Raw genomic sequence first — 21,413 nt, 5'->3', positions numbered from 1 at the left:
CCGGCATAAGCACTCCATTCACCTTGGAGAAAGCCGCAAGGTCGTTCATCGCGTGCCAGACACGATTGAAGGGGACTTGCATGATCTACCGGGCCATTATCGCAGGCGTCGGCGTTTCTGCTGCGGCACTGCTGGCAGCAGGCGCGCTTGCCCAGGGCGTCCCCGATCCCGATGCGACGGCGCAGGGTGATGTCGCGCTCACCATCTACAATAATGATCTCGCGCTGGTGCAGGATGTGCGCCAGCTTGCCATCGCGCAGGGGCAGAGCCGGGTCGAATTCCCCGACGTTTCGGCCCGCATCCAGGCCGAGACGCTGAGCTTTGCCGCAGCCAACACCACGATCATCGAACAGAACTTCGATTACGATCTGCTCACCCCCACCAAGCTGATGGAGAAGGCCATCGGCCAGACCGTCACCTTGCTGCGCACCAACCTCGCGACCGGCACCGAAACGCGCGAGCGCGCCAAGGTGCTCTCCACCGCAGGCGGCGTGGTGATCCAGATCGGCGACCGGATCGAGGTGCTGCGTGACGATGGCCTGCCGGTGCGCGTGATCTTCGACCGCGTGCCGCCGAACCTTCGCGCGCGGCCCACGCTGTCGGTCAATCTCGACAGCAGCCGCGGCGGCACGCGCCCGGTCAGCTTGCGCTATCTCACCGGCGGGCTGGGGTGGAGCGCGGACTATGTCGCGCTGTATAACGAGAGCGCGGGCACCATCGACATGCAGGGCTGGGTGACGCTCACCAACAACACCGGCACCACCTTCCACCGCGCCGATACCGTGCTGGTCGCGGGCGATCCCAATAATGGCGGCGGGCGCGGCGGTTACAGCCAGCGCGGCATGACCCGCGCAGGGACCGAGGCAGCGGACCGCGAGCAGCTCGGCGATTTCTACCTCTACCCGATCAGCGGGCGCACCACGGTCGCCAATGCGCAGACCAAGCAGGTGAGCTTCCTCGACGTGCAGTCCGTCCCCGCGCGCAAGATCTATGCGATCACGGTCGGCTTCGAGCAAAATGACCAGAACCCGCGCAACGTGGAAAGCCGTATCGCCTTTTCGACCTCGCGCGATCAGGGCTTGGGTGACGCGCTGCCGGCAGGCACGGTGCGCTTCTACCAGCGCGACCGCGAAGGCACCCCGCAGTTCATCGGTGAAAACCAGATCGGCCACACCCCGATGGGCAGCGACCTTTCGCTGGTGACCGGCGACGCCTTCGACATCACCGTGAAGGCCGAGATCGAGAAGCGCGAGGAAATCACCGCCTCGGAATGGGAAAAAAGCGCGCGTTACCGCGTCTATCAGGACGGCAAGCCGGTCAGCACGGTCGAGGTTGAACGGCCCAAGACCTTCTACCGCACGACCATGCGCTACACCCTCACCAATGCCAAAGCGGAAGCTGTGGCGGTGGACCTCACCCAGGTCGGCCTCAGCCGCAGCTGGTGGGGGGATGATACCCGCGTCACTTTCGAGGACATCAAGGGCGAACAATTGAACGCTGACCGGCGGCGCTACACCGTTCCCGTCCCTGCCGAGGGCGAGCGGGTTATCCGCGTGACCTACGAAACCCGCTACTGAGGCGGGTGATGCGGAACGCCGCAATCTGGCTGACCTGCGCGGCGGTGATCGCTGCGCCGCTGGCTGCCCAGACCTCGGGGCGCGAGGTGGTCGACGCCGAAGCGCCGTCCGACCTCGCCGTGACGATCTACCGCGATCCGGATCGCGGCGAGGACCAAAAGCTCAACCGCAACTATCCGCAGGGTTTCGCGATGATCAGCGAGACCCGCCGGGTGACGTTGCCCAAGGGCGAATCCACGATCCGTTTCGAAGGCGTGGCGGAAGGCATGATCGGCATTTCGGCGATCGTGACGGGGCTCCCCGGCGGCACCATCGAGAAGAACCGCAACGCCGAGCTGCTCTCACCCGCGGCGCTGGTCAACGGCACGCTCGGCAACCGCGTGACGATCACCCGCACCAACCCCGCGACAGGCGAGGCCAGAAGCGAGCAAGCCGTGGTGCGCACCCGTGCGGATGGCGGGCTGGTGCTGCAAACCGGACAGGGGTTCGAGGCGGTGCGCTGTGCCGGCCTGCCCGAAAAGCTGACCTTCGACCGCATCCCCGCAGGCCTTTCGGCAAGCCCGGTGTTCTCGGTCGATACCCGGTCGGATGAGGGCGGCACCTATGATGTGACACTCACATACCTGTCCTGGGGCTTCGACTGGCAGGCCAATTATGTCGGCACCATGCCCGATGGCAGCGGGAGCACCGGCGCAGGCGACGAATTCGCCATGAGCCTCTTGAGCTGGCTCACGCTGGTCAACGACAACGGGCAGAGCTTCGATAATGCCCGGCTCCAGATCATTGCCGGCAAGCTGAATATCGAGAGCGACTACCGGCAACTCGCCGACCCTCCGGTGGCAGAGCCGCTGCGGCTGACCTGCTATCCGCTTGGCAGCACAGCGGAGGGATCGCCGGTCGAATTCTATGCGCCTCCGCCTCCGCCGCCGTCACCCTTGCCAGCGCCCACGATGATGTATGCGCCGTCACCGATCACGGTCACCGCCTCTCGCATGCGGATGGCGGACATGGCAATGGAGGCCGCCGTCGTCACCGCCAGCGAGGAGAATCTCGGCGATCTCAAGCTGTTCCGTGTGCCCGGCCGCGTCGATGTTTCCGCCAAGGGAATGAAGCAGGTCGCCTTCCTCAACAAGGACGCGGTCAAGGCACGGATGATCTATGTGGCGACGTGCCTGCCCTATGACCGCGCCGATCCGGGTGGTACCCCGCCAACCGCCGCCGATATGCTGCTGGTGACCAAGAACGAGGACAAGAAGGGCCTTGGCATTGCTCTGCCGCAAGGGGCGATGACGCTGTACGAGCCGACTGCGCGTGGGCCGCAAGTGGCCGGTAAAACCTCCCTGCGCGATTATGCGCGCGGCCAGGATGTGGAACTGGATCTTGCACCGAGCGCGCAGGTGTTCTCCACCTGCACCCGGACGACCAAAGCTGTCACCGAAGTACGCAAGCGCAAATGGACGGGAATGCGCACCACGCTGACGAATGCGAACCCGCATCCCGTGCAGCTTAGGCTGCAAATCGGCTGGGCAGGGCAGTTCGACTTCCGCTTCCCGCAGCAGCAGGTGGTGGTGAAGAACGGCTACCAGACGGTCGAGGTGACGATCCCCGCCAACGCAACGCGCACAGTCGACTGGAAGCTGCGCCAAGCGGTAAGCGATTAGGCGCGGGCGTAGGCATGGGCCGATCTGGCCCGGTGAAAAAAATTTCGTTCCCTACTTGTTCCATGAGAACAAACGCGATACATAGGCTCCACCGGGCGGCGGAAAACTGATCTTCGCCCCTAGGCAACCGAAGGAGCGCGTGCGATGGCTACCCAATTGAAATTGGTGGAAGAGGACAAAAAAGCCGTGGACCGTCAAAAGGCTCTCGAAGCCGCGCTCGCACAGATTGATCGTGCATTCGGCAAGGGTTCGGCAATGAAGCTGGGCTCGAAGGAAACGATGCAGGTCGAATCCATTTCGACCGGTTCGCTGGGTCTGGATATTGCTCTGGGCATCGGCGGCCTGCCGCGCGGCCGGGTGATCGAAGTCTACGGGCCGGAAAGCTCGGGCAAGACCACGCTGGCGCTGCATGTTATTGCCGAAGCGCAAAAGATGGGCGGCACTGCTGCCTTCGTCGACGCGGAACACGCGCTTGATCCGGTCTATGCCAAGAAGCTGGGCGTCGACATTGACGAATTGATCGTCTCGCAGCCCGATACCGGCGAACAGGCGCTGGAAATCGTCGATACGCTGGTGCGTTCCAACGCGATTGACGTGCTGGTGGTCGATTCGGTCGCAGCGCTGGTGCCGCGCGCGGAAATCGAAGGCGAGATGGGCGATTCGCACGTCGGCCTTCAGGCCCGCCTGATGAGCCAGAGCTTGCGCAAGCTGACCGGCTCGATCAGCCGCTCGCGCTGCATGGTGATCTTCATCAACCAGCTGCGCATGAAGATCGGTGTGATGTACGGTAACCCCGAAACCACCACCGGCGGCAACGCGCTCAAGTTCTATGCCTCGGTCCGTCTCGACATCCGCCGCACCGGACAGATCAAGGACCGTGACGAGATTACCGGCAACGCAACCCGCGTGAAGGTGGTGAAGAACAAGGTCGCCCCGCCGTTCAAGCAGGTCGAATTCGACATCATGTATGGCGAAGGCATCTCCAAGATCGGCGAGATCATCGATCTGGGTGTGAAGGCCGGCCTCGTCGAGAAGTCGGGGAGCTGGTTCTCCTACGATTCGATCCGCATCGGTCAGGGCCGCGAAAACGCCAAGACCTATCTCAAGGAACATCCTGAAGTTTGCGACCGGTTGGAAGCTGCGATCCGCAGCCGCACCGATCAGGTTGCCGGGGAAATGATGGCCGGGCCGGACGCGGACTCGGACGACTGATCCCCAAGCGGGCGCTTGCCCGGCAGGAGTGTCCCGCTCCCCGGCTGTCCCACCGCGCCCGAAAACCCGGAACGCCGGCTTGTGCTCCTCCCCAGAGCGCAGGCCGGCTTTTCGCTTGCCCGGCGCGGCTGTTGGGTGCGCAGCACTGGTTTAGCAGCGTCGAGGGTGCCTCCAGACCCCCCTTAGACCCCGTCTTGACCCCCGTTAGACCCCGGTTAGACCCCCTCCAGACCCCGGGATTTTGCGCGCTCCATTGCGAAATCCCCGCGCTTTGCCTAACTGCACCGCCATGACCTCGACGAACGAAATCCGCCGCTCCTTCCTCGACTATTTCAGTAGGAATGGCCACGCCGCCACGCCGAGCGCGCCGCTCGTGCCCTACAACGATCCGACGTTGATGTTCGTCAACGCCGGGATGGTGCCGTTCAAGAACGTCTTCACCGGGCTCGAAACCCCGGCCAGCCCCCGTGCCGCATCCTCGCAGAAATGCGTCCGCGCCGGCGGCAAGCATAATGATCTCGACAATGTCGGATACACCGCCCGGCACCATACATTCTTTGAAATGCTTGGGAATTTTTCCTTCGGCGATTACTTCAAGGAAGAGGCGATCACCCACGCCTGGACCCTGCTGACCGGCGAATGGGGCCTTCCCAAGGACAAGCTCACCGTCACCGTATATCATACGGACGACGAAGCAGCCGATCTGTGGCGCAAGATTGCGGGCCTTCCCGACCACCGCATTATTCGCATCCCCACCTCGGACAACTTCTGGTCGATGGGCGACACGGGGCCTTGCGGGCCGTGTTCCGAAATCTTCTACGATCACGGCGAGCACATCTTCGGTGGCCCTCCGGGAAGCCCGGACGAGGACGGCGATCGCTTCGTCGAGATCTGGAACCTCGTATTTATGCAATACGAACAGCAGGTTGATGGCACCCGCCGCGATCTGCCCAAGCCGTCGATCGACACCGGCATGGGCATCGAGCGTGTCGCTGCCGTCCTGCAAGGCGTGCACGACAACTATGATACCGACACCTTCAAGGCGCTGATTTCGGCATCTGAGTCGCTCACCGGCGTCGCCGCGACAGGCGAGACTGCCGCCTCGCACCGCGTGATTGCCGATCACCTGCGCTCCACCAGCTTCCTGATGGCCGACGGCGTACTCCCTTCCAACGAAGGCCGCGGCTATGTGCTGCGCCGGATCATGCGCCGCGCCATGCGCCATGCGCACCTCCTCGGCGCGTCGGAGCCGCTGATGCACCGTCTCGTTCCGGCGCTCGTTGGCGAGATGGGCCAGGCCTATCCCGAGCTGACCCGCGGGCAGGCGCTCATCCAGGAAGTGCTCGAACGTGAGGAAACCCAGTTCCGCCGCACGCTCGACAAGGGTCTGAAACTGCTCGATGAAACCACTGGTGACCTGACCAGCGGCGGTGAGCTTGATGGCGAGATCGCCTTCCGCCTCTACGACACTTACGGCTTCCCCTACGACCTTACCGAAGACGCGTTGCGCGCCCGAGGGATCGGGGTCGACAAGGCCGGTTTCGACGCCGCAATGGCGCGCCAGAAGGCCGCAGCCCGCGCCGCCTGGAAGGGCAGCGGCGAAGCTGCCTCGGGCGAAGTCTGGTTCGACATCGCCGAACGCGAAGGCGCGAGCGAGTTCACCGGCTATGCCTCAACCAGTGGCGAGGGCCGGGTGGTCGCCATCGTCAAGGGCGGGGCTGAAGTGGCCAACGCCGCCTCGGGTGACGAGGTCGTGATCCTTACCAACCAGACGCCCTTCTACGGCGAAAGCGGCGGCCAGACCGGTGACGCGGGGACGATGGCGAGCCTCTCCGGCTTCAAGGCCAGCGTCACTGATACCTCCAAACCGCTCGGCCGCCTCCACGCCCACCAGGTGCGCATCGAGGCAGGCGCAATCGCGGTTGGCGACACGGTCGAACTCAAGGTTGATGCCGAGCGCCGCGATCGCATCCGCGCCAACCATTCGGCCACCCACCTTGTCCACGCCGCGCTGCGGGGCCGCCTTGGCGGGCACGTGACGCAGAAGGGCAGCATGGTCGCAGAAGACCGGTTGCGCTTCGATTTCTCGCACCCCGTCGCGCTCACGCCGGACGATATCGCCGCGGTTGAGGCCGAGGTGAACGCCGAAATCCGCGCCAACGAGACGGTCAGCACTCGGTTGATGACTCCGGACGATGCCGTCGCGGCAGGTGCGCTGGCGCTGTTCGGCGAGAAGTACGGCGACGAAGTCCGCGTACTTTCGATGGGCCGCGCGGGCGGGGAAGGCCGCAACTATTCGGTCGAGCTGTGCGGCGGCACCCATGTCCGCGCCACGGGCGATATCGGCGTGTTCCGCATCGTTTCGGAGAGCGCGGTGTCTTCAGGCGTGCGCCGCATCGAGGCGATGACCGGCGAGGGCGCGCGGCAATGGCTGGTCGCGCGCGAGGAAGCCTTGAAGTCAGCTGCCAGCGTGATCCGCGCGACGCCGGAAGAAGTCCCGGCGCGGCTTGCGGCGCTGCTCGATGAACGCAAGCGGCTCGAAAAGGAACTGGCCGAGGCGAAGAAGGCGCTGGCGCTCGGTGGTGGTGGCTCGGGCGGCGGCGCGGCTGCGGTGGACGAGACCGTCGCGGGTGTCACCTTCAGCGGTCAGGTGCTCGAGGGGCTCGATCCCAAGGAACTGCGCCCTCTGCTCGATGCCGCCAAGCAGCGGATCGGATCGGGCATTGCGGCGATCATCGCGGTCAATGATGGCAAGGCGAGCATCGCTGCTGCTGTCACCGATGACCTCACGGCACGGTTCAGCGCGGTCGATCTGGTGCGTGCGGGTGTCGAAGCGCTCGGCGGCAAGGGTGGCGGCGGGCGGCCCGATATGGCGCAGGGCGGCGGGCCGGACGGCAGCAAGGCGGCCGACGCGCTGGCAGCGGTGAAGGCGGTCCTGGAAAGCCAGCCGGCAGTCTGATCGTAGTCTAAGTTAGGCGCCCGATGCCGAGCTCGACGTGCGCAGCTTCGGCTTTTCGCTGAGGCCCCCGTCGCGTTCCAGCTGCTCGCGGAACTCGTCGCGCTTGGCGTGGATCGAGGCGATCACCGGGCCCATGGCCACGCCAATGTCGACCAGCACGGCTTCCGATAGCTGGAGCGAGCTTTCGAGCGTCTCGGGCACGGCGTGGCTGGCCCCGGCGCGGTACATGGCGGCGGCGTGATCGGTGTCGCGCGCGCGGGCTACGATCAGCAGGTCGGGGTATGTCTGGCGCAGCTTGGCCACGAGACGTTGGGCCAGCACCGGCTCGTCCATCGTCAGCACCACGGCAGGCGCGCGTTCCGCGCCAAGCCGCGACAACGTGTCGCCGCGCGCCGCATCGCCGAAGGTGGCGCGGTATCCGTCCCGTTTGGCGGCCGCGATGAGATCGGGGTTCGAATCGATCATCACGTAAGACTTGCCGTGGGTTTGCATCATGTCGGCGATCAACCGTCCGACGCGCCCGCCGCCGACGATGATGGTGCGCGCCTCCTCGCTGTCGTCATCGTTCTGCGCCAGGGCGACGCTGTCCACCCGCCGCGCAATTACCGCGCCAAGCTTGGCCAGAAGCGGGGTGATGGTGAGGCCGATGGCGGTGACCGTCTGCCAGAAGCGCGCGGTTTCGGCATCGAGCACCAGCGCGCTGGTGGCGGCGGCGAGCACGATCAGGGTGGTTTCGGATGGCGACGCCATCAGCAGTCCGGTCTCCGCCGCCGTGCCCCGCCGCGCACCCATCAGCCGCAGCAACACGCCGGTCACCAGCGCCTTGAACACCACCACGCCCACCACGGCGAGGGTGATGGCACCAATCTGCTCGGCAATCTCGGCAAGGTTGATGCTCATGCCGACGGTGATCAGGAACACGCCGAGGGCGAGCCCCTTGAACGGCTCCATGATCAGTTCGACTTCGGTGTGGTACTCGGTCTCGGCGATCAGCAGGCCCGCGATCAGCGCGCCGACGATGGGCGACAGGCCGACCAGTGCGGTGGCGAGGCTCGCCCCGATCACCACCAGCAGCGATGCGGCCAGAAACAGCTCGGGGCTCTTGGTGCGAGCGGCCTGGGCGAACAGGCGGGGAAGGGCGAAGCGGCCCACTACGAGCAGCACCGCGATCACCAGCCCGCCTTGCCACAGGGTCTGGATGATACCGCCCCAGCCTTCGTCGGCCGCATTGGGGGCCAGCGCGCCGAGGACGAAGATGATCGGGACGATCATGATGTCCTCGAACAGCAGCATCGATAGCGCCGCGCGGCCCACGGGCGATCTGGTGCCTGAAATCGGCAGGACGATGGCGGTCGAGGAAAAGGCGAGGGCAAAGCCCAGTGCCAGTGCGGCAGCGGTGTCCATGGCACCGGCCAGCCCCATGAACAGCGCCAGCGCGCTGCCGCTGATCAGCACCTCGAGCGCGCCGAGCCCGAACACCAGTTTGCGCATCGTCCAGAGACGGTTGAACGACAGCTCCAGCCCGATCGCGAACAGCAGCAGCACGATACCGAAATCGGCAAAGGGCGTGAGCGCTTCGGGGTCGCTGATGGTGATGTAGTAGAGCCAGGGTATTCGTTCGACCAGCGAGCCGAGGCCGAAGGGGCCTACGGCCACACCAATCAGGATGAACCCGATGATCGGCGTAATGCGGAAGCGGGCGAAGACAGGGATCACGATTCCCGCCGCGCCAAGGATCACCAGCGCATCGGACAGGAACGGAGAGAGGGTCAGTTCGCCAGCCACGCCTTGGGCTTAAAGGAGACGGGCAGGGCTGTCACCCTTCGCGCATGCAATAAAAAAGCCGGGCAAGCCAAAGGGCCGCCCGGCTTTTTGTGAATACGATCAGGATCAGGCCTGCTTGGCCATTTCCTTTTCGAGGTTCTCGACGATCGTCTCGAAGAACTGCTCGGTGGTCTGCCATGCCTGACCCGGGCCGATCAGCAGCGCGAGGTCCTTGGTCATGTAGCCCTTCTCGACAGTCTGGATGCAGACACGCTCGAGCGTTTCGGCGAACTTCACCACTTCGGGCGTGTTGTCGAACTTGCCGCGATACATCAGGCCGCGGGTCCAGGCGAAGATCGAGGCGATCGGGTTGGTCGAAGTCGACTTGCCCTGCTGGTGCTGGCGATAGTGGCGGGTGACGGTGCCGTGCGCGGCTTCGGCTTCGACCGTCTTGCCATCGGGGCTGAGCAGCACGGAGGTCATCAGACCGAGCGAGCCGAAGCCCTGCGCCACGGTGTCCGACTGCACGTCGCCGTCGTAGTTCTTGCAGGCCCAGACGAACTTGCCCGACCACTTGAGCGCCGAGGCGACCATGTCGTCGATCAGGCGGTGTTCGTAGACCATGCCCTTGGCCTTGAACTGTTCGGCGAATCCTTCGGTGTCGAAGACTTCCTGGAACAGGTCCTTGAAGCGCCCGTCATAGGCCTTGAGGATGGTGTTCTTGGTGCTGAGGTACACCGGCCAGCCGAGGTTGAGGCCGTAGTTGAAGCTGGCGCGGGCGAAATCGCGGATCGAATCGTCGAGGTTGTACATCGCCATCGCCACGCCGGCGCTGGGGAAGTCGAACACGTCGAGGTCGATCTTCTCGCCATTCTCGCCGTCCCACACCAGACGCAGCTTGCCGGGGCCGGGGATCAAGGTGTCAGTCGCCTTGTACTGGTCGCCAAAGGCATGACGGCCGACCACGATGGGATCTGTCCAGCCCGGCACAAGGCGCGGCACGTTATCGATCACGATCGGTTCGCGGAACACCACACCGCCCAGAATGTTGCGGATCGTGCCGTTGGGCGACTTCCACATTTTCTTGAGGCCGAATTCTTCGACGCGCTGTTCATCGGGGGTGATGGTGGCGCACTTCACGCCGACGCCATACTGCTTGATGGCGTTGGCGGAATCGACCGTCACCTGATCGTCCGTCGCATCGCGGTTCTCGATCGAGAGGTCGTAATACTTCAGGTCAACGTCGAGATAGGGCAGGATCAGCCTTTCGCGGATCCACTGCCAGATGATGCGGGTCATCTCGTCGCCGTCAAGCTCGACGACGGGGTTGGCGACTTTGATTTTTTGCATGCGATTTGCCCTATCCTTCTGCCCCGTCCGCGCAGGGCCGTGCTTTGACGACAGGAAGCTGTTCGGAGCCCGTCCAAGGCCCAAAGATCCCGGCCGCGCTTTAGCAGAGGTGTTCGGGCTTGCAAGCGCGGGGGTTGCAAATGAAACGCAACAACCGTTGCGCCGCGTGCAGGCACAAAAAAGCCCGCCGAAAGGGGCGGGCTGTTCTGCTTTAGCCGATGGTGGGCGTAGCAAGGATTGAACTTGCGACCCCTACGATGTCAACATAGTGCTCTACCACTGAGCTATACGCCCGCACCATCGGTTCAGCGCCCTTCCGAGCGCGGAGCGGCCCTTTATCGCAGCCCTTTGGAAGGTGCAAGCGATTCGAGCCGCCTGAATGTCAGACCCGCGCTTCGCCAGCTTCCTCGAACATGCGTTCGACTTCCAGCACAAGGTCGCGCAGGTGGAACGGCTTTGACAGCACCTTGGCTGCGGGCTGTTCGCGGCTCGCGCGCAAGGACACCGCAGCAAAGCCGGTGATGAACATCACCTTCGTGCGCGGGGAGATCTCCGCGCAACGCTGGGCAAGCTCGATCCCGTCCATCTCCGGCATGACAATGTCCGATAGCAGAAGGTCGTAATCGCCTGTTTCGAGCAGGGGCACGGCATCGGTGCCGCGGTCGACCGCGCTGACTTCATAGCCGGCGTTGGTCAGCGCGCGTTCGAGATAGGCGCGCATCGCCTCCTCGTCTTCGGCGAGCAGGATGCGGGGGGTGCGTGTCGCTGTCATGACGGGGTTGTTAGCAGCCCCGGCTTAAGAAATCTTTGTCTCTGCGACGGGTCGCATCCGGTACGACCCGCAATGCATGCGCGCAGGCGATGAGGCTTTGACAGGGCTGCACAAACCCTTCAGCAAGACAGGCGGTATGTCGACGCCTCCCCGCTCCCCCCGGCTTGGCTCAGGCCATAATGGTTCCGCTGTCCGGACCGCGGTGAGCGGCGGGGTGGTGCCGGGTCTGGACGACGCGCCCGCCTTCACCTTGACGAGTCCGCCGCGTCTGCGTCTGCCCGTGCTGGTGGCCGTGCCCCATGCGGGACGCGCCTATCCTCCGGCAGTCACTGCAAGGATGCGCGACGCGACGCTGGCGCAGTTGCGGCTAGAGGACCGCTATGTCGACCGGCTCGGCGTAGGCATTGCGCGCGAGACGGGCGCGGCCCTGATGGTCGCGCATGCGCCGCGCGCACTGCTCGATCTCAACCGTGCCGAGGACGATATTGATTGGGACATGATCGAGGGCGGTCGGCCCGATGATCTTCCGGATGCAGAACCCGGCCAGCGCAGCAATGCCCGGGCGCGTAGCGGCCTCGGGCTGGTACCGCGCCGCCTGCCGGGATCGGGCGAAATCTGGCGCGGGCGGCTTGCGCCGCAGGAACTTGCTGCCCGGATCGATGGCATCCACCGTGCCTATCACGAAGCGCTCGGCCAGGAATTGGCGCGGATTCGCGCGGAATGGGGCGCGGCCCTGTTGATCGACCTGCATTCGATGCCGCCCCTGCGCGCGGCAGAGGGCGAAGCGCGCGCGCCCTTGCTGGTGCTGGGCGACCGCTTCGGTGCATCTTGCAACAATACGCTGATGGGCCGGGCGCTCGGACACCTTGAGGCCCGCCGCATTCCGGCGTCGCAAAACCGCCCCTATTCGGGCGGCTATGTGCTCGACCGCCACGGCGCACCACATGCCGGCGTGCATGCGGTGCAGATCGAGGTGTGCCGCGCGACCTATCTTGACCGCCATCTGGCGGAGCCGGGCGCGGGCTTGCCCGCGATCGTCGCAATGCTGGTGGGACTGGTGCGCGAGCTTGGCGCGGAGGCAGCGCTGCTGGGCGGGGGTGACGGCCTTCGCCAGGCAGCAGAGTAGCAAAAGCCCGAACGCAAAACGGGCAGGCAGACCGTGGTCTACCCGCCCGTCATGCTATTCAGACAAACCTCAGCCTTGCGGCCTTGGCCCTGCGAAATCAGTTCAGCGCGGGCGCCGGACCGCCTTCAGCCGTCAGCGGCACCTTGCCCTGGGCGAGCTGACGCTCGAACAGGGTGCGCATCAGGTTCAGCGAGAACAGGTGTGCGTAGATCAGCATCAGCATGCCGTTCTTGGCGAGACCATCGAGCGTTTCGGCCGACAGTTCGCGCAGCTTGTTTTCATCGACCATGCGGAAACCGCGGTAGATGAACGGCTTGTCGGGCATGTCGTTGCGGGTGATCGCGATTTCGCCGTCCATCAGGATGTCGAGCTTGGCGAGCTCTTCCATGAACAGCTTGGTGCGCTGACCTGCTTCTTCGAAGCGGCGGCAGAAATCGAGCACGCCCTGCGTATATTCGGTCGGCTCACCCGTGGCGGTGAACATTTCCAGACCTTCGTCGAACTTGCCGAGCAGGTTCGCGGTCGGATCGAAGCACAGCGACATGTCATCATTGCCCTGCTGAAGCTTGGCGAGGATGAAGGGATAGCGGCGCGCATAGGCGGGCAGGTAGATCGCCTCGTTGATCTTCATGTCATCGCCGACGAAGGTGTTGACGCCTTCGTTGAGGCCGAACAGGGCGATCGGCAGCGGGCTTTCCCCGGCGGTGAACACGATCGGGAAGTTGCGCTGTGCATCGACGAATTCGTCCGATGTCAGCGGAATCGCGTGGGTCGCGGCCAGATAGGCGGCGCTTTCCAGCGTGCCGGCTTTCCAGTCGGCATGATCGCGGCTGTTGAGCGGCAGAAGGTCCTTGTAGAACAACGGAAGTTGCTGTTGCGGCGCGCTGGCCATGACGAAGTCTCCGACAAACGGTAGTGGATGATCCCCTCAGCGGAAAACCGAGCGCCCCGCCGAAAGCGCGGCCCTTAAGGCCTTGCTGCCGCGTGCGCAAGCCATGCACGTCAGGGGGTGGACAGGGTGTGGAGGAGTTTCCCCGGATTGAGCAGGCCGAGCGGGTCGAGCGCTTGCTTCACGCGCGACATCACTGCCAGCGCAACCGGATCGTGCAGGCGGGCCAGTTCGTCCACTTTCATCTGCCCGATTCCGTGTTCGGCGCTGATCGATCCGCCCCACCGCGTCACCAGATCATAGACCCGCGCGCTGACCGCCTTGCCTTCCGCTTCTTCCCATTCCCCGCGCACTGCGCCTCCGGGGGCGAGGACGTGGAAGTGGACATTGCCGTCCCCGAGATGGCCGAAAGCGACCGCGCGGGTGCCGGGGAAGGCGGCTTCGATATCAGGCGCGGCGGCCAGGATGAATTCTGGCATCTTCTCGACCGGCACTGAGATATCGTGCTGCATCGCCGGGCCAAGCGCGCGTTCGGCAGCGGATATGCCGTCGCGCAAGGCCCAGAAGGCCTCGGCTTGCGTATCATTGGCGGCAATCACAGCGTCGGCAACCAAACCATCGTCCATCGCGGCGGCGAGGGCGCCTTCCAGCGCTTCGCGCAAAGCCGTGCTGTCCTGAGAGGGCGATACGCATTCGATTAGCGCATTCCACGCATGGCGCTCGCCCAAAGGCGCGCGGGCGGTGGGCTGATGGGCGAGAACGGAGCCGAGACAATGCTCCGGCACGACCTCGAAGCCTTCCAGCGCATCGCCCAAAGCGCGCTCCACACGGCGCAGCAGCGTGCGTGCCTCCACAATCCCGCCAAGTCCCACCCATGCCGTTGCGCGGCCAAGGCTGGCGGGCAGCAGACGCAGGTTCGCTGCGGTGACTATGCCCAGCGTCCCCTCCGATCCGATCAGCAACTGCTTGAGGTCGAAGCCGCGATTGTCCTTCTTGAGCGGGGTCATCAAGTCCAGCACTTCGCCCGATGCCAGCACCGCTTCCAGCCCCAGAACCTGTGCGCGCATGGTGCCGTGGCGCAGCACCTGCGTGCCGCCTGCGTTAGTAGAAATCAGCCCGCCGATCGTGGCTGAACCTTTCCCGCCGAGAGTCAGCGGAAAGCGCATTCCGGCCTGGTCCGCCACATCGTGCAGCGTCTGGAGAATGACACCCGCCTCGCAAACCACCTGTCCCGCTTCAGCCGAGAGGCTGCGAACGCTGTCCATTCGCCGCAGCGAAAGGATGATCGCCGCGCCGCTTTCGTCCGGGGTCGCACCGCCCGCCATGCCGCTGTTGCCGCCTTGCGGGACAATCGGCACGCGGTGTGCGGCGCACAGCCTGACCAGCGCGGCGACCTCCGCAGCCGAGGCTGGCGAAGCAAGTGCCAGCGCGCGTCCGGTGTAGCGCCCGCGCCAGTCGGTCAGCCACGCGTCCATCCGGTCGGGGTCGGTGGTCAGCCCACGCTCTCCCAGCAGCGCTGTTGCCTCGGTCAGGAAGGCGTCGGAGGCAGCGGCGGAGCGCGGGGGCGGTGCTGGGTGGTTCATTGTTGCCCCCATGCCACACACGGCCATGAAATTACCATCGCCATTATGGGCACCTGTCCGTCAGTTAAGCCATGGTTCAAACGCCGACGCTAGAACACAACAAATCTTGTTGGCAACGCACGCTGGCAAGACTCCCGCCGATCCTGCCCCGCACGAGGAGAGATCACCCCCGCCGATGCAAAGCCTGCTCGCCTTCGCGGCGCCTTTGGCGCTGATGCTGCCAATGGTGGCGGAAACGGTTGATGCACCGGGCGAGCCGGCATTGGCTGCGGGCACCTCGGCCACGCAGTGTGACGCATCCGCAGAACTTGATGAGCAGCCAGCGGCGCTCAATCCCCTTTCGGCCTACCGGCAGTCGTCGGTTGTGCGTCAGGTGCGGATCGAACAGCGCGTCGTTGTCAGGATCGCCCCGGCGCCCGCCGATGCGCGCCGCAACCTCACCGCCGAAATGCCCCAGCAGCGCGCCCCTACGACCCGTTTCGAGGAGCGCGGCAAGGAAAAATGCGTGCCCCTGGCCGAGATCGCGGGCGTGCAGACCGGCAGCGGCAACCGGCTCGTCCTGTTCCTGCGTGACCGGCGGATGATCTCGGTCAACCTCGAAAAAGCGTGCCGCGCCCGTGACTTCTACTCCGGCTTCTATGTCGAGAAGAACAAGGACGGGCGGCTCTGCGTTGATCGTGACAGGCTGCAATCGCGCACCGGCGCACGCTGCCAGGTGGAGGCGATGCGCCAGCTCGTCGAAGTGCGAACCTGAAAAACACGCGCGCTCCCGCGCGATTCCTTGACTTTTGCGCCCATTTGCGGGAAAGGCGCGGCGGCCTGATGCTGCGCTCTTGCGTGCACACGGCCAGCAATCCCGGCAGCAAGACTGCCCGCTATTCTCGGACACCACACACCGCATGACCTTCGCCGATCTCGGCCTTTCGCCCGAATTGCTCAAAGCCGTCGAGGATGCGGGCTATTCCACGCCCACTGCCATCCAGGCGCAGGCGATCCCGACCGTGCTGATGATGCGGGATCTGATCGGCATCGCCCAGACAGGCACGGGCAAAACGGCGAGCTTCGTGCTGCCGATGATCGACGTGATGGCAGCGGGCCGCCGCCGCGCGCTGATGCCGCGTTCGCTGATCCTCGAGCCGACGCGCGAACTCGCTGCGCAGGTTGCCGAGAACTTCGAAAAGTACGGCAAGAATCACGATCTCAAGATGGCGCTGCTGATCGGCGGCGTGCAGATGGGTGACCAGTTGAAGGCCCTGTCCGACGGCGTTGACGTGCTGATCGCCACGCCCGGCCGCCTGATGGACCTGTTCGAGCGCGGCAAGATCATGCTCAACGGCTGCGAACTGCTGGTGATCGACGAGGCCGACCGGATGCTCGACATGGGGTTCATCCCCGATATCGAGTTCATCTGCTCCAAGCTTCCCGAAACGCGCCAGACGATGCTTTTCTCGGCGACCATGCCGCCGCCGATCGAGAAGCTGGCCAAGAAGTTCCTGACCAATCCCAAGCGGATCGAGGTCAGCCGGGCGGCTTCGACCAATGCCGACATCACCGCCTTCAAGGTGCCAGTGAAGTCGCGCTCGAAGAAAGACACGCTGCGCTGGTTCCTCGAGAACGACCTTGTCGAAAACGCGATCATCTTCGCCAACCGCAAGACCACCGTTCGTGAACTCAACCAGAGCCTTGCCCGCTTCGGCTTCCGCTCCAGCGAGATCCACGGCGACATGGATCAGGGCAGCCGGATCAAGGAGCTCGAACGCTTCAAGGCGGGTGAGGTCAACATTCTCGTCGCGTCGGACGTCGCTGCGCGCGGTCTCGACATCAAGGGCGTCAGCCACGTTTTCAACTTCGATACGCCGTGGCACCCGGACGATTACGTCCACCGCATCGGCCGTACCGGCCGTGCGGGCGCCAAGGGTCGGGCCTTCACCTTCGTCTCGGAAGAAGATGCCGAGGCGATTTCCAATGTCGAGAAGCTCACCGGCAGCCCGATCAAGGTGTTCGGCAAGGAAGATGTCCGCGTCGATCTGAGCGAAGTGATCGCCAAGGCCGAAGCGGCCAAGGTTGAACGCGTCGAGGACGGCGAGGAGCGCGAAGAGCGCAAGCCGCGCCGTGCCCGCGAAGAACGCGCACCCCGCGAAGAGCGAGCACCCCGTGAAGAACGTGCGCCGCGCGAAGAACGTGCTCCTCGCGAAGAACGGCCCCGCCGTGAAAAGTCTGCGCCGCGCACCGACCAGGTCACAGCGAGCGACGATCGCAAGCCGCGTCGCTATCGCGAGGATGACGAACCCGTCCCCGCGGGTGAGTGGAACGGTCCGCGTCCCGGATTCCTCGACGTCGGTTTCGGCTGACCGGCTGGCGTCCCGCGCACGGCAAACTGCGCGGCGGGCTTAACGCTTTCTTGGGCTGTCGGCGGCTAATCTGGCCGCATGATCGACACTGTCGTTGATACCTTGCGTAGGGAATTTGCCGACCTGCTGCCGCTCGCGGTGCTGTTCGGCGTTCTTGCCCTTGCGACCAAGCGCCGCGCTCTGGTCGAGGGCTTCAAGCGTGCGCGCCCCGAGATTGTTACCAACATCGTCCTGCTGCTGGTCAACGCCGCGGTGGTAGTCCCGCTGCTGGCGGTGCCGATCCTGACCGGCAAATCGCTGATCCCGCGCCCTGAGGTGCTCGTTGCCTTCTGGAAGTCCGTGCCGGTCGCTTTCAGCGTGCTCGCCGCGATCCTCATCATCGATTTCGTCGCCTATTGGCGGCACCGCTTCGAACATTCGCGCGTGCTGTGGCCGATCCATGCGACCCACCACGCGGATGAGGCGATGAACTGGTTCAGCCTGCGCCGCAAACATCCGCTCGGCGAGGCGCTGAGCATGATCATGGACGGCGTACTGGTGATCCTGCTCGGCCTGCCATTCTGGGCAATCGGGGTGGCCTTCATCCTGCGTGCGTGGTGGGGGTATTTCGTCCACGCCGATGTCCCCTGGACGCTCGGCATCCTCGGCAAGGTGCTGATCTCGCCCGCCGCCCACCGCCTGCACCACATCCGCGACGAGCAGCTGATGGGTTACAACTTCGGCAACACGGTGACGCTGTGGGACCAGCTGTTCGGCACCTACCGCGACCCGTCACCCTATCTCAACTGCGAGACCGGCATTGCCGAAGGCACCCGCGACGCGCTGGGCGAACTCGCACGGCCTTTCGAGGCGCGTTACTGGCGAAAGTCCGAAGCGCTGACGGCCGAACAACCGGCGAACTGACCCAGCGCTGTCCTGACGCCTAACCCACCACCGTTACAAAGCTATCGAGCACGCGCTTCTCGCCTGCGTCTTCGAACATGATCGTCAGCTTGTTGCCCTCCTGATCGATCACGCAGCCCGTACCGAACTTGGCGTGGGTCACCATTGCGCCGATTGCGATGTCGGATCGGGCGGGCGCGGCGAAGCTTGCAGCGGAGCGCGTGTTTTCGCGCACGCGGGCCGGTTTCGTTTCGTAGCCCGAGGTTAGCGCGCGCTGCCAGCCGGGGCCGCGCTGCTGCGCTTTGGCGGGATAATCTCGCGCGACGTGGGCGAAGGGATCTTCCTGCTCGCTCCAGTTTGCCCGCCACAGCGATGCGCCGCCGGTCAGCGTGGTTTCCTGCTCGATATGTTCGGCCGGCAGGTCTTCGATGAAGCGCGAGGGGATGCTGCTCGTCCACTGGCCGTAGATCCGGCGATTGGCGGCGTGGAGGATGGTGCAATGCCGCCGCGCGCGGGTGATCGCGACATAGGCGAGGCGGCGTTCCTCCTCCAGCGACGCAAGGCCCCCTTCGTCGATCGCGCGTTGCGAGGGAAAGACGCCTTCCTCCCAGCCGACGCAGAACACGTTGTCGAACTCCAGCCCCTTGGCGGCGTGGATCGTCATGATCGTCACCGTCTCGCCCGCATCCGAGCGCTCGTTGTCCATGACGAGGCTGACATGCTCGAGGAAATCGCCGAGCGTTTCGTATTCCTCCATCGCCCGGGCAAGTTCGGAGAGGTTCTCCGCGCGCCCCGCACTTTCCGGCGAACGGTCGGCGGCGAGCATGGCGTTGTAGCCTGATTCCTCCATGACCAGCCGCAGCAGATCGGCAGGCGACACGGTCTCGGTCGTCTCGCGCCAGTACAGGAACTGGCGCAGCAATCCGCCGATGGTGATGGCGGTGCGCTTGGGCAGCTCGTCGCTGTCCGCCAGTTGCAGCGCGGCCGCTGCCAGCGGCAGGCCGGTGCGGCGCGCATGGCTGTGCATCTGCTCAAGTGCCTTCGCGCCGAGGCCGCGCTTCGGCTGATTGTGGATGCGCTCGAACGCCAGATCATCCTGCGGCTGCGCGATCAGGCGCAGATAGGCGAGCGCATCGCGGATCTCGGCACGCTCGTAGAAGCGGAAACCGCCGATGATGCGGTAATTGATCCCGATCTGGATGAAGCGGTCTTCGAATTCCCGGGTCTGGTACTGCGCGCGCACGAGGATCGCGACCTGATCGAGCGCCGCGCCTTCACGCTCCAGCCGCTCGATGGCTTCGCCGACACGGCGTGCTTCCTCGGGCGCATCCCACACGCCGATCACCTTGACCTTGTCGCCGCCGTTGACCTCGGTCCACAGTGTCTTGTCATGGCGCTGGCTGTTCGCGCGGATCAGCCCCGATGCCGCGCCAAGGATGTGCGGGGTGGATCGGTAGTTCTGTTCCAGCCGGATCACTTCCGCGCCGGGGAAATCCTTCTCGAAGCGCAGGATGTTGGCGACCTCTGCCCCGCGCCAGGAATAGATCGACTGGTCATCATCGCCGACGACGCAGATGTTCTTGTGCCCCTGCGCCAGCAGCCGCAGCCACAGGTACTGGACCGCGTTCGTGTCCTGATATTCGTCTACCATGATGTAACGGAAGCGGCGCTGGTAATCGGCGAGGATATCGGGATGGCCGCGCAGGATGTTCAGCATGTGCAGCATCAGATCGCCGAAATCGCAGGCGTTAAGCTGCTTCAGCCGCTCCTGATATCGTGCATAGAGCGCCGTGCCGCGGCCATTGGCATAGGCCTCGTTCTCAACCGCATCGAGATCGGCGGGGTTAAGCCCGCGGTTCTTCCAGCGGTCGATCAGGCCCGCCAGCTGGCGCGCCGGCCAGCGCTTCTCGTCAAGATCGGCCTCCACGATCAGCTGCTTCAGCAGCCGCAGCTGATCGTCAGTGTCGATGATCGTGTAATTGTGCTGGAGCCCGACCAGTTCGGCATGGCGACGCAGCATCTTGGCGCAGATCGAGTGGAAGGTGCCGAGCCACGGTAGCCCCTCCGCCTGCGGGCCGAGGTGGTGTGTCACGCGCTCGCGCATTTCGCGCGCGGCCTTGTTGGTGAAGGTGACGCAAAGGATTTGCGAGGGATAGGCGCGCCCTGTCGCCACCAGATGCGCCAGCCGCGATGTCAGTGCGGCGGTCTTTCCCGTGCCTGCTCCTGCCAGCATCAGCACCGGCCCCTCGGTCGCGAGCACGGCAGCGCGCTGAGGCGCGTTCAGCCGCGCGGCATAGGCCGGGACCGGAGTAACGCCGGAATCGCGCGTGGCGGCGGGGGGTGGGATGTCGCTGTTCATGGTCTCATGCGAACAATTAGGGAACAATCGCCAAGGGGGCAAGGCCGTGACGCTGCTATGCGCGGCGGATGCGACAGAACGCAAACTCGGCCTGCCGTTTTTGCGCCACATTTTCCGCTCGACTGTGGCGCGGGCAGGGTGCGCGGCCTCGCCCGGCATTGCGCGGTATGCCCGCTGCCCCATACTTGGAACTGTCCGGTCAGCAGGGGACTGAGCGGCCGGACAGGCTCTTCGCGTTCGTCAGGCTTGGGTTAGTCAATATTGGAGATACCCATGCAAAAGTCCCTGAAAACATTCGGTCTCGCGGGCGTGGCGATGGCCCTGGTGATGACCCCCGCGATGGTAGCGGCGCAGGATCAGTCCGGTTCGGACACCACGACCGAAACCATGCCGCCGTCCTCGCCCGGCACGACCGCTACGCCCCCGACAACGCCGGGCACGCCCCCGACTTATCCCGATACGCCGTCCACCGATCCGAGCACAACTCCGCCCTCAATGCCGGACACGACTCCTGACACTGGCACGGGTCAGGAATGGGGCGACACCGGCACTCCGCCCGCGCAGGCACCGTCTGCGATGTCCACCGCCGATCAGGACACCAAGGTGCAGAGCTGGCCGGCCGAGCAGCAGACGGCCTACAAGGCATGGCCGCCCGAGACCCAGACCTACTTCTGGTCGCTCACCGAAGATCGCCAGAAGATTTTCTGGCGGATCGAGGACGCTGACAAGACGACACTTGCCACCATGGCCGAACCCCAGCGCGAGGCGACCTGGGCCGAGCTTGAAGCCCGGCTGAAAACCACGGAAGGCTAACCCTCCATCGCAGGGGGAACCGGGTCGGCACCCGGCGAAGCATCCAGCCGGAAGAGATGGAGCTTCCCCTTGCCGACCCGGTTTTCTGGCGTGACCAAAAACCTGGTGCGCCCTT

Annotated in this window: 15 protein-coding genes and 1 tRNA gene; 9 read left to right on the top strand and 7 right to left on the bottom strand. The window is 64.8% G+C overall.

All coding sequences use genetic code 11. The features are described from left to right. Positions 1–80: 80 nt before the first annotated feature. The 4 genes from KVF90_RS13320 to alaS all read left to right on the top strand — a co-directional run bounded on the left by KVF90_RS13320 (position 81) and on the right by alaS (position 7,409). Complete coding sequence (locus KVF90_RS13320; RefSeq protein ID WP_264392061.1) at positions 81–1,577, top strand: DUF4139 domain-containing protein; 1,497 nt, start codon at positions 81–83, stop codon at positions 1,575–1,577. 8 nt (positions 1,578–1,585) lie between these two features. Then, positions 1,586–3,238 carry a DUF4139 domain-containing protein gene (locus KVF90_RS13315; protein ID WP_264392060.1) on the top strand — a complete coding sequence of 551 codons (1,653 nt, stop codon included), beginning with the start codon at positions 1,586–1,588 and terminating at the stop codon, positions 3,236–3,238. A gap of 144 nt (positions 3,239–3,382) precedes the next feature. Next, complete coding sequence (gene recA / locus KVF90_RS13310; protein WP_264392059.1) at positions 3,383–4,450, top strand: recombinase RecA; 1,068 nt, start codon at positions 3,383–3,385, stop codon at positions 4,448–4,450. 289 nt (positions 4,451–4,739) lie between these two features. Next, entirely contained in the window at positions 4,740–7,409 is a 2,670-nt protein-coding gene (alaS, locus tag KVF90_RS13305; RefSeq protein WP_264392058.1) for an alanine--tRNA ligase, read from the top strand. Positions 7,410–7,421: 12 nt separating this feature from the next. Here the strand turns inward: alaS and KVF90_RS13300 are convergent, their stop codons facing one another. The 4 genes from KVF90_RS13300 to cpdR form a co-directional block, all read right to left on the bottom strand. After that, positions 7,422–9,194: a cation:proton antiporter gene (locus KVF90_RS13300; protein ID WP_264392057.1), complete on the bottom strand. Its 1,773-nt coding sequence runs from the start codon at positions 9,192–9,194 to the stop codon at positions 7,422–7,424. Positions 9,195–9,299: 105 nt separating this feature from the next. Further along, positions 9,300–10,523, bottom strand: a complete 1,224-nt coding sequence (locus tag KVF90_RS13295; RefSeq protein WP_264392056.1) for an NADP-dependent isocitrate dehydrogenase — start codon at positions 10,521–10,523, stop codon at positions 9,300–9,302. 219 nt (positions 10,524–10,742) lie between these two features. Further along, positions 10,743–10,817 (bottom strand) — tRNA-Val (locus tag KVF90_RS13290). Between the two features lie 88 nt (positions 10,818–10,905). Then, positions 10,906–11,295, bottom strand: a complete 390-nt coding sequence (cpdR, locus tag KVF90_RS13285) for a cell cycle two-component system response regulator CpdR (protein ID WP_264392055.1) — start codon at positions 11,293–11,295, stop codon at positions 10,906–10,908. Positions 11,296–11,431: 136 nt separating this feature from the next. Here cpdR and KVF90_RS13280 point away from each other — a divergent pair, with 136 nt between their 5' ends. After that, positions 11,432–12,421 carry an N-formylglutamate amidohydrolase gene (locus tag KVF90_RS13280; protein WP_264392054.1) on the top strand — a complete coding sequence of 330 codons (990 nt, stop codon included), beginning with the start codon at positions 11,432–11,434 and terminating at the stop codon, positions 12,419–12,421. Positions 12,422–12,518: 97 nt separating this feature from the next. Here KVF90_RS13280 and KVF90_RS13275 read toward each other — a convergent pair whose 3' ends face one another. Continuing rightward, positions 12,519–13,313, bottom strand: coding sequence for a SapC family protein (locus tag KVF90_RS13275; RefSeq protein WP_264392053.1), 795 nt, complete (start codon positions 13,311–13,313; stop codon positions 12,519–12,521). A 110-nt stretch (positions 13,314–13,423) separates the two neighbouring features. After that, positions 13,424–14,893 carry an FAD-binding oxidoreductase gene (locus KVF90_RS13270; protein WP_264392052.1) on the bottom strand — a complete coding sequence of 490 codons (1,470 nt, stop codon included), beginning with the start codon at positions 14,891–14,893 and terminating at the stop codon, positions 13,424–13,426. A gap of 175 nt (positions 14,894–15,068) precedes the next feature. Between KVF90_RS13270 and KVF90_RS13265 the strand changes: the two genes are divergently transcribed. From KVF90_RS13265 to KVF90_RS13255, 3 genes are all read left to right on the top strand, one after another. Then, the gene (locus KVF90_RS13265; RefSeq protein WP_264392051.1) at positions 15,069–15,647 is read left to right on the top strand and encodes a hypothetical protein; all 579 of its coding nucleotides are present in this window, start codon (positions 15,069–15,071) and stop codon (positions 15,645–15,647) included. A gap of 145 nt (positions 15,648–15,792) precedes the next feature. Beyond that, positions 15,793–17,244 carry a DEAD/DEAH box helicase gene (locus tag KVF90_RS13260; RefSeq protein WP_264392050.1) on the top strand — a complete coding sequence of 484 codons (1,452 nt, stop codon included), beginning with the start codon at positions 15,793–15,795 and terminating at the stop codon, positions 17,242–17,244. Positions 17,245–17,322: 78 nt separating this feature from the next. Further along, positions 17,323–18,147 (top strand): sterol desaturase family protein, encoded by an 825-nt coding sequence (locus KVF90_RS13255; RefSeq protein WP_264392049.1) that lies wholly within the window; start codon positions 17,323–17,325, stop codon positions 18,145–18,147. 19 nt (positions 18,148–18,166) lie between these two features. Here the strand turns inward: KVF90_RS13255 and KVF90_RS13250 are convergent, their stop codons facing one another. Next, positions 18,167–20,485, bottom strand: coding sequence for an ATP-dependent helicase (locus KVF90_RS13250; RefSeq protein ID WP_264392048.1), 2,319 nt, complete (start codon positions 20,483–20,485; stop codon positions 18,167–18,169). Positions 20,486–20,758: 273 nt separating this feature from the next. Between KVF90_RS13250 and KVF90_RS13245 the strand changes: the two genes are divergently transcribed. Beyond that, positions 20,759–21,298: a hypothetical protein gene (locus KVF90_RS13245; protein ID WP_264392047.1), complete on the top strand. Its 540-nt coding sequence runs from the start codon at positions 20,759–20,761 to the stop codon at positions 21,296–21,298. Positions 21,299–21,413: the final 115 nt, after the last annotated feature.

The organism is Porphyrobacter sp. ULC335 (assembly GCF_025917005.1).
Classification (GTDB): Bacteria; Pseudomonadota; Alphaproteobacteria; order Sphingomonadales; family Sphingomonadaceae; genus Erythrobacter.
Note: the sequence above shows the minus strand (reverse complement) of the source record. Positions and strands in the feature narration are given on the sequence as shown.